The organism is Myxococcus vastator (assembly GCF_010894475.1).
GTDB lineage: Bacteria > Myxococcota > Myxococcia > Myxococcales > Myxococcaceae > Myxococcus > Myxococcus vastator.
The window spans coordinates 1-7,917 of record NZ_JAAIYB010000396.1 but is presented as its reverse complement, the minus strand read 5'-3'; the positions used below and the strand labels follow the sequence as shown (position 1 = coordinate 7,917).

At 71.7% G+C, this 7,917-nt stretch carries 6 protein-coding genes; 4 read left to right on the top strand and 2 right to left on the bottom strand.

What is annotated here, in order from left to right; genetic code table 11:
- The coding region (locus tag G4D87_RS29360; RefSeq protein WP_240358704.1) for a DUF547 domain-containing protein at nt 1-940 on the top strand (940 nt) is incomplete at its 5' end.
- On the opposite strand, the gene G4D87_RS29355 is transcribed toward G4D87_RS29360, so the two are convergent.
- Nucleotides 896-3,721 (bottom strand): cation-translocating P-type ATPase, encoded by a 2,826-nt coding sequence (locus tag G4D87_RS29355; RefSeq protein WP_163786014.1) that lies wholly within the window; start codon nt 3,719-3,721, stop codon nt 896-898. The two genes, G4D87_RS29360 and G4D87_RS29355, sit on opposite strands and share 45 nt — an antisense overlap.
- Nucleotides 3,722-3,853: 132 nt before the next feature.
- A complete protein-coding gene (locus tag G4D87_RS29350; RefSeq protein WP_163786013.1) occupies nt 3,854-4,939 on the bottom strand; it encodes a Gfo/Idh/MocA family protein in 1,086 nt (361 codons plus the stop codon).
- A 123-nt stretch (nt 4,940-5,062) separates the two neighbouring features.
- On the opposite strand from G4D87_RS29350, the gene G4D87_RS29345 reads away from it, so the two are divergent.
- From G4D87_RS29345 to G4D87_RS29335, 3 genes are read left to right on the top strand one after another with little or no spacing between them, the layout of a single operon-like run.
- The gene (locus G4D87_RS29345) at nt 5,063-6,232 is read left to right on the top strand and encodes a HEAT repeat domain-containing protein (protein WP_163786012.1); all 1,170 of its coding nucleotides are present in this window, start codon (nt 5,063-5,065) and stop codon (nt 6,230-6,232) included.
- On the top strand, nt 6,232-7,218 hold the full coding sequence (locus G4D87_RS29340; RefSeq protein ID WP_163786011.1) for a HEAT repeat domain-containing protein: 987 nt from the start codon (nt 6,232-6,234) through the stop codon (nt 7,216-7,218). Before G4D87_RS29345 ends, G4D87_RS29340 begins: the two co-directional genes overlap by 1 nt.
- 50 nt (nt 7,219-7,268) lie before the next feature.
- Nucleotides 7,269-7,817 carry a peptidase M23 gene (locus G4D87_RS29335; RefSeq protein WP_176411369.1) on the top strand — a complete coding sequence of 183 codons (549 nt, stop codon included), beginning with the start codon at nt 7,269-7,271 and terminating at the stop codon, nt 7,815-7,817.
- Nucleotides 7,818-7,917: the final 100 nt, after the last annotated feature.

The window sequence follows — 7,917 nt, the reverse complement described above, 5'->3', positions numbered from 1 at the left end:
GGGTTATGCTTTCGCCCCCGTGGCCACCCCTTCCGCACCTCGACGCCGTCCCCACGTCTTCGCCGTGCTGCTCGCCGTGGCCGCGCTGCTGGGCGCGGGAGGCGCGCTCCACGTGCAGGGCCTGCTGCCCGCGCGCGTGCCCTCCCCGTCCACCCCGTTCAGCTACCAGGACTACGAGAAGGTGCTGCGGCACGTGCGCCCCGACGGGGACGTGGACTTCGCCTCGGTGGGGCGAGAGCGGAAGTCGCTGGACGACTTCGTCGACTCGCTGGCGTCGTTCTCTCCCCACAACCGCCCGGACGTCTTCCCCACGCCGGAGGACGCGCTGGCCTACTGGCTCAACGCCTACAACGCGCTCGTGCTCCAGCAGGTGGTGGATGGCTACCCGTACCTCGAAACCGTGCAGCAGCCCTGGCTGGGGCGCTTCTTCTGGGGCCGCTCCTGGCCGGTGGGGGGAGAGCGGCTGACGCTGTGGGCGCTGAAGCACCGCGTGCTGCGCCGTGAGTTCGTCGACCCGCGCATCCACCTGGCGCTCTTCCAAGCCGCGCGCGGCGGCCCCCGGCTGGACGGCTCGCACTTCCAGCCGGAGTTCCTCGACTCGCAGCTCAACGAGGCCGGGCGCCGCTTCGTGGGAGACCGGCGCAACGTGCGGCTGGAGCGGGACACCGTCTACCTGACATCGCTCTTCGAGGAGCACCGCGAGGACTTCCTCGCCGCGCTGCCGGAAGGGCGCCGCGGCAACGTGCTCCAGTTCGTCTGGGCCTTCCTGCCGGACACCTGCGAGGAGCGGCCCGGCTGCGACACCCGCAGTGATTTGGACCGCGCCTGCGGCCCCCGGCTGGACCAGTGCCACATCGCCTTCATGGCCCAGGACTGGACGCTGCCGGACGCCGCCTCACGCGGGCGCACGCTCGTGCAGCCGCGGGGCGCCGCGCCCTGACGAAGCGCCCGTGTCCTCCTTGCGCTGCCGCAGCCACTTCTCCAGCCCCACCACCGGCAGCACCACCGCGCCCACCAGGATGGACAGGCCCACGTCCTTCCAGCCCAGGGGCGCGGTGCCGAACACGCGCTGCATGAAGGGCAGGTACATGAAGGCCACCTGGAGCAGCACCAGCAGGCCCATGCCCACGAACACCGAGCGGTTGCTGAAGAGGCCCACCTTGCGCACCGGCCCCATGAGGCTTCGGCACATGAACAGGTAGAACATCTGGAAGCTGATGACGGTGTTCACCGCCATCGTCTGGGCCTCGGCCAGCGCGTGGGCCTGCCCGGTGCGAGGAATGTCCCGGCGGAACTCCCACAGGAAGAGGCCGATGGCGCCCGCGGCCATCAGCAGCGCCACCAGCCCGGTGCGCATCAGCACGAAGCGGTTGAGCACCGGCGCCCCGGGGGCCCTGGGCGCCCTGCGCATGACGTCCGGCTCCCGGGCCTCGAAGGCCAGCGGCAGCGCCAGCGACACCGTGGCCACCAGGTTTATCCAGAGCAACTGCGTGGGCAGCATGGCCATCAGCGGCACCAGCCGTCCCTCCACCTCCTGGATGGGGAAGAGGGACACGCCGAACAGCAGGATGAGCGCCAGCCCCAGGTTGGTGGGCAGCACGAAGGCCAGCGACTTGATGAGGTTGTCATAGACGCGCCGCCCCTCCTCCACCGCCGCGACGATGGAGGCGAAGTTGTCATCCGTCAGCACGATGTCCGCCGCGTCCTTCGCCACCGCCGTGCCGGTGATGCCCATGGCCACGCCGATGTTGGCTTGCTTGAGCGCGGGCGCGTCGTTGACGCCGTCACCTGTCATGGCCACCACGTGCTGCCGGCGCTGGAGCGCGCGCACCAGCCGCAGCTTGTGCTCGGGCGCCACCCGCGCGAAGACGTTGGAGCGCAGGGCCACCTCCTCCAGCGCCGTATCATCCGTGGCGGCCAGCCGCGCGCCCGGGATGCCCTCCTCGTCCGGCTTCAGCAGCCCCAACTGCGCGCCAATGGCCGCCGCCGTGGCGGGGTGGTCACCGGTAATCATCTTCACCGTGATTCCCGCCTCGTGGCAGGCGCGCACCGCGGCCATGGCCTCCTCGCGAGGCGGGTCAATCATCCCCTCCAGGCCGAGCAGCCGCAGGCCGCCCTCGACGTCCTCCATGCGCAACGCGGCGTGTGACACCGGCACCTCCCGGGAGGCCACCGCGAGCACCCGCATGCCCTGCCGCGCCAGGCCCTCCACCTCCGTCAGCACCGTGCTGGGGGAGAAGCCCTCCTCCAGGACGCAGCGGCGCAGGACGACCTCCGGCGCGCCCTTGAGCAGGATTCGGCGGCCGCCCTTCCCGTCGTCGTGCAGGGTGGCCATGAACTGGTTCTCCGACTCGAAGGGGATGGCGTCCACGCGCGGGTGCGCCTGCCGCGCGTCGTCCACGCGCATGCCCGCCTTCTCCGCCGCCACCAGCAGCGCGGCCTCGGTGGGGTCGCCCGTCATGTCCCACTGCCCGTCGCGGGGCTGGAGCGCGGCGTCGTTGCACAGCGCGCCCGCCAGCAGCAGCTCGCGCACGTCCGGGGGTGGCGCCTCCACCGGCTGGCCCTCCCGCGTCAGCGTCCCCTTGGGGGCGTAACCCACGCCGCTGAGCGCGTAGCGCCCGTGGGTCGTCCACAGGGCCTGCACCGTCATTTCATTGCGGGTGAGCGTGCCTGTCTTGTCCGTGCAGATGACGGTGGTGCTGCCCAGCGTCTCCACCGCGGGCAGCTTGCGGATGACGGCGCGCCGGGCGGCCATGCGTTGCACGCCGATGGCCAGGGCGATGGTGACGATGGCGGGCAGCCCTTCCGGAATCGCGGCGACGGCCAGCGCAATCGCCACCACGACGGCCTCGCTCACCGCGTAGCCGCGCACCAGCCCCACCGCCAGCAGCGCGGCGGAGATGACCAGGATGCCCAGGGTGATGTACTTGGCGATGACGGCCAGCGCCTGGGTGAGCGGCGTCTGGAGGTCGGTGGCCTCATGCAGCAGCGTGGAGATGCGGCCCAGCTCGGTGGCCTGCCCGGTGGCCACCACCACCGCGGTGGCGGAGCCGGAACTCACCAGGGTGCCACCGAAGAGCAGGCTGGTCCGGTCTCCCAGCTCCACGTCCTCCGGCACGGGGGCCACGGCCTTCTGCGCGGGCACGGACTCGCCCGTGAGCGCGGCCTCCTCCACCGTGAGGTTGCGCGCGGTCAGCAGCCGCATGTCCGCGGGCACCTTGTCCCCCGGCGCCAGCTCCATGACGTCCCCCGGCACGCCCTGCGCCGCGGGGACCCGCAGCTTGCGGCCCGCGCGAATCACCGTGGCGTTCTCCGGCACCATGCGGCTGAGCGACTCGATGGCCTTCCCCGCGCGGTACTCCTGCACGAAGCCGATGAGGGTGTTGAGCACCACCACCGCGGCCACCACCAGCCCGTCCGTCACCTTGCCCATGATGACGGCCAGCACCGCGGAGGCGATGAGCACCCAGATGAAGGGGCTGTTCACCTGCCGCCACAGCAGCTTCAGCGGGCCGTCCCTCTGGGCGCGCTCCAGCACGTTGGGCCCATGGCGTGACAGGCGCAGGCGCGCTTCCTCGTCCGTCAGCCCTTCGGCCGTGCTCTCGAGCGACGACAGCACCTGGTCCGGCGGCAGCGCATGCCAGGGGGGCTTCGTGCCGGCAGGCGGCCTGGCGGGCGCTGGTGCATCCGGTCGTTCAGGTGCGGCGGGCGGGTCTCTCATCCGGTGGCTCCTTCCCGCTCAATGTGGCAACGGTCGCGCGCATCTCCACCTGGGCAGGGGGCGGGTGGCCATCACACCGCGACGGACAATGGGTCCGGGAGGCGCAAGTGATTGTGAAGCAGCAGGGCCGCATCAACTCCCGGAGGACAGGCGGACCCACCGGCGCTCCACGTGGGAGCGCCGGGCCGCGTCCAGCACCCGTTGGTTGCGCCAGCCGTCCTCCAGCGTGGCCGCGTCCTCCACCGAGGCGCGGCCTTCGCGCAGGGCTTGCGTCAGCGCACCCGCCAGCAGGAGAAAGCCGCGCGCCCACTCGTTGTCCGGCACGCCGGGTGGCAGCGGCGGCTCCTCGGGAAGCTCCACCCGCTCCCAGGCACGCGTCCCCACCGCGGAGCGCCACAGCTCGCGGCCCTCCACGCGCAGGCCCCCGCGCGCGCAGGACACCTCGACGCCGTGCACGGGCTTGCCAGGGGACACCATCGACAGCTCGACAGCGGCGGTCATCGCCCCGAAGCGGAGCAGCAGCCGCGCCTCGTCGTCGCTCGTCACCGGGCGCGCCTGTCCCGTGAGCGCCTCTGGCCGCTCGGGCGTGTGCGTGGCCAACGCGCCCAGCACCTCGTCGGGCTCGGCGCCCAGCAGGAAGCGCAGCGTGTCCACCGCGTGCGAGCCGATGGCGCCCAGGAGGCCGCCGCCCTGCGACGCGTCCGACCACCAGTCCCACGGCCGCTCCGGCGAGGCGCGGTTGTCGTTGCGGTAGAAGACACGCGCGCCGCGCACCGCGCCCAGCTCACCGGAGCGCAGCAGCGCCCGCATTAGCTGCCGCGCGGGCAGGAAGCGCAGCTCATGGTCCAGCAGCGCCAGGGCGCGCCGCTCGCGCGCCGCGTGCCACATGGCCTCCGCCTCGCTCGCATCCAACGCGGTGGGCTTCTCACACAGCACCGCCTTGCCCGCTTCCAGCGCGGCCAGGGTGATGTCCCGGTGCAGCGCGGGCGGCGTGGAGATGCACACCCCCTCCACGTCCGGCCGGGACACCACCTCACGCCAGTCCGTCGTCACGTGCGGCACGCCCAGCTTCCGGCCAGCCTCCTCCACCTTCTCGCGCCGCGCGCTGGCCAGACTCACCACCTCCACGCCCGGCAACGCGCGCAGCGCGGGGATTTGCGTCGTGCGCGCGAAGCCCGCGCCAATGACTCCCATTCGAATCGTGCGTGCCGTGGACATTTCCGCCCCCTCTGAAGCGATGACGCGGCGCACAGGCTGAGTTCCGTGGGTTCCCATTGCCAAGGACCTCAAATTCAAAGTATTCAAGAATTCGCAGTATTCACCGAGTCAGCCCCCCACCTGATGACTTCCAGAAACCTTCGTTGGACCGTGGCCGCGGGCGTCTTGCTGGTCGCGGCGGCCGTGGCGTTGCTGTGGCCACGGACTGTCCCCTCTCTTCCTGGTGAGCCCGGAGCAGCCGAGCCCACCGCCTCCGCGGCCTCCGGTCCTCGCGGCACGTCCGGCGCTGGCGTCCCAGGCGCACCGCCCACGGAGCCCGAGCCCGCGGTGGAGCAGATCCCCATGCCCGGGTGCTGGGACGGCCTGCACGCCTTCGACGCCGCGGTGTCCATGGACTCGTTCCGGCAGGCGCTGGCGACGGCCATCGGCAACGGCGACCGGTACCTGGCGGCGTACCTCCAGGAGCGGCTGACGGAGCTGGTGGGCAACGACGCGGCCCGCGCGCTCCAGGTGCTGGAGTGGGCCAAGGGCGCCAGCGGGCCGGAGCTGGGCATCTACATGGACGCGCTGAAGGCCGCGCCCGCGGTGCATGCGCCGCAGGTGGCGCAGAGCCTGCTGAAGCTGGGCGAGGACCCCGGCGCGCCCTTGCAGACGCGCTCCGCCGCGCTGGACGCGCTGGAGACGCAGCGGAAGCTGGCGCAGGGGGACATCCAGCGGCTCAAGAAGCTGGCGCTGGATGAGACGCTGGACTCCACCGCGTGGGTGGCCACGCGCACGCTGGGCCGGGTGATGAAGGAGGACTTCGAGCGCACCGGCAACTACGCGCCCTACTGGAACGAGCTGCTGGACATCAGCGGCTCGTCCGACGACATGGCCGTGCGGCTGCTCGCGCTGGAGATGCCGTCGTATTCGAACCCCCTTATCGGCTCGGAGTCCTTCGACTCGCTCAAGCGCGTCCTCTCCAGTGACCGCGAGCGGGACGTGCGGGAGATGGCGGCCTTCCGGCTGGGCGTCACCAGCGAGCCGGAGAAGGCGATGGAAATCCTCCGCGCCGCCTTCCAGGCCGAGCACGACCTCTGCGTGCGCTGGGCCATCTTCCGCTTCACCGTGCGCGCGGGCGGCGAAAAGGCGCTGCCGCTGCTGGAGCAGTTCGCCGCGAAGGACCCGCGCTTCACGCAGGACTACCTGGAGTTCCAAGCCCTCTACGCGTCGGGCACGGTGGACTTCGCCCGCATCTGGCTGGGCAAGCGCGAGCACCACAACTGCCTGGTCGAGGAAGGAGCGCCGCACTGATGTCCCCCCTGTCGATGAAGCGAATGGGGCGCGCGGCGCTCCTGGTGGCCCTGTCGTACCTGCTGCCCGTGACGGCGCGCGCCGAGCTGACGCTCCACCCCGCGCAATGCACGGTGCAGGGCATGCTGGACGACGTGCGCGTGGCGATGAAGAACGGCTCCCCCGCGCTGAAGCGCTACGTGAAGATGCGACTGAAGGAAGCCGCGCTCGCCATGCCCGCGGAGTCCCTGCTGGCGGCGCTGCAAGGTGAGCGGGACCCGGAGGTGCTGGAGGCGCTGGGCGCGGCGCTGGCCACCAAGGCGAGCAACGCGGAGAACCCCGGCCTCATCCAGCCGCTGCTCGCCCGGGCCACCGGGGACTCGGACCCGGCGCTGCGCGCAGCGGCGGTGCGGGGCCTGCGCGGCGTGCCCTCCGTCGAGTTCATGGAGAAGAACGGCGGCGTGGTGACCTACGAGCAGCTGGTGCGCGACGCGTCCCCCGAGGTGCGCGCGGCGGTGGCGGACAACATCGTCTCCGAGAGCGCGGACGTCTACAGCGGCCATGACCGCCGGGTGTCGGAGGCGGCGGTGTCGGTGGCGACGGCGTCCGAGGACCCGGCGGTGGCGGCGAAGCTGCTGCGCGAGGTCTCCATGGAGACCGTGGGCCACGAGGCGGTGGAGCAGGTGACGCGCCAGCTGCGCTCGGACAGCCCGGAGCTGCGCGCGGCGGCGGCCACGGCGCTGGGCGGCGTCCCCGGCGGCGAGTCCGCGGGTGCGCGCGGCTCGCTGGTGGACCTGTTCCGCGAAGACAAGGACCCGGCGGTGCGCAAGGCGGCGCTCCAGGGGATTGCCCGGCTGGGGCAGGCCCACGCGGTGCCCGTGCTGGAGTCCCTGCGCGGCGTGGACCGCGCCATGGATGCGGAGATTGACGCCTGGGTGTCCGTCCTGAAGCTCAACCTCCAGGAGTGGGAGCTGGTGCTGCGCGAGAAGCAGCGCCGCCGGAGGTGACCCCTGCTTCACCGCAGTACGCAGCGCAACACCAACGAGGGAGTCTCTTGATGAAGACGATGAAGCTGACCATGGCGGGCCTGGTGCTCGCCGCAGCGGGCTGGGCCACCTCCGTCACGGCCGCGACGGCAGTGGGTCCCATCTGTGACACCGCCGCGCGCGTGGGGTCCACGACGTACTACTCGTGCTCGGGAGGCAGCCACAACGCGCTCGACATGAGCAACGGCACCTGCAGCGTGTGGAACCACCGCGGGATGATCAACGTCAGCCGCTACTACGCCTACTACGGCGGCTGTGCGAACAACTGCAGCGGCGGCACGAGCTGCAACGGCGGCGCGGGCAACTACTACGTCGTCACGGGCGGCAGCGGCTGGGACTTCCGCCAGCTCCACCTGAACTCCAACGTGTCGTCGGGCTCCAAGACGTGCGACCGCTGCGCGCTGGGGCTCGTGGGCTCCACGGGCAACTCCACGGGCGCGCACGTCCACGCGGACAACCGTCAGTACGGCACGCGCAAGACGGCCTGGTACGCCAACGTCGGCACCACCTGCGGCTCCAGCGCGTACTGCAGCAACCGCGTCGGCACGCCCACGCTGTAGTCACTCCGCGACCTGTTTCACCCACACCCCGCCCCGTCCATGTGCCGCGAAGCACCTGGGCGGGGCTTCTCGTGTCGGGGCATCGCCCGCCCATGAATGA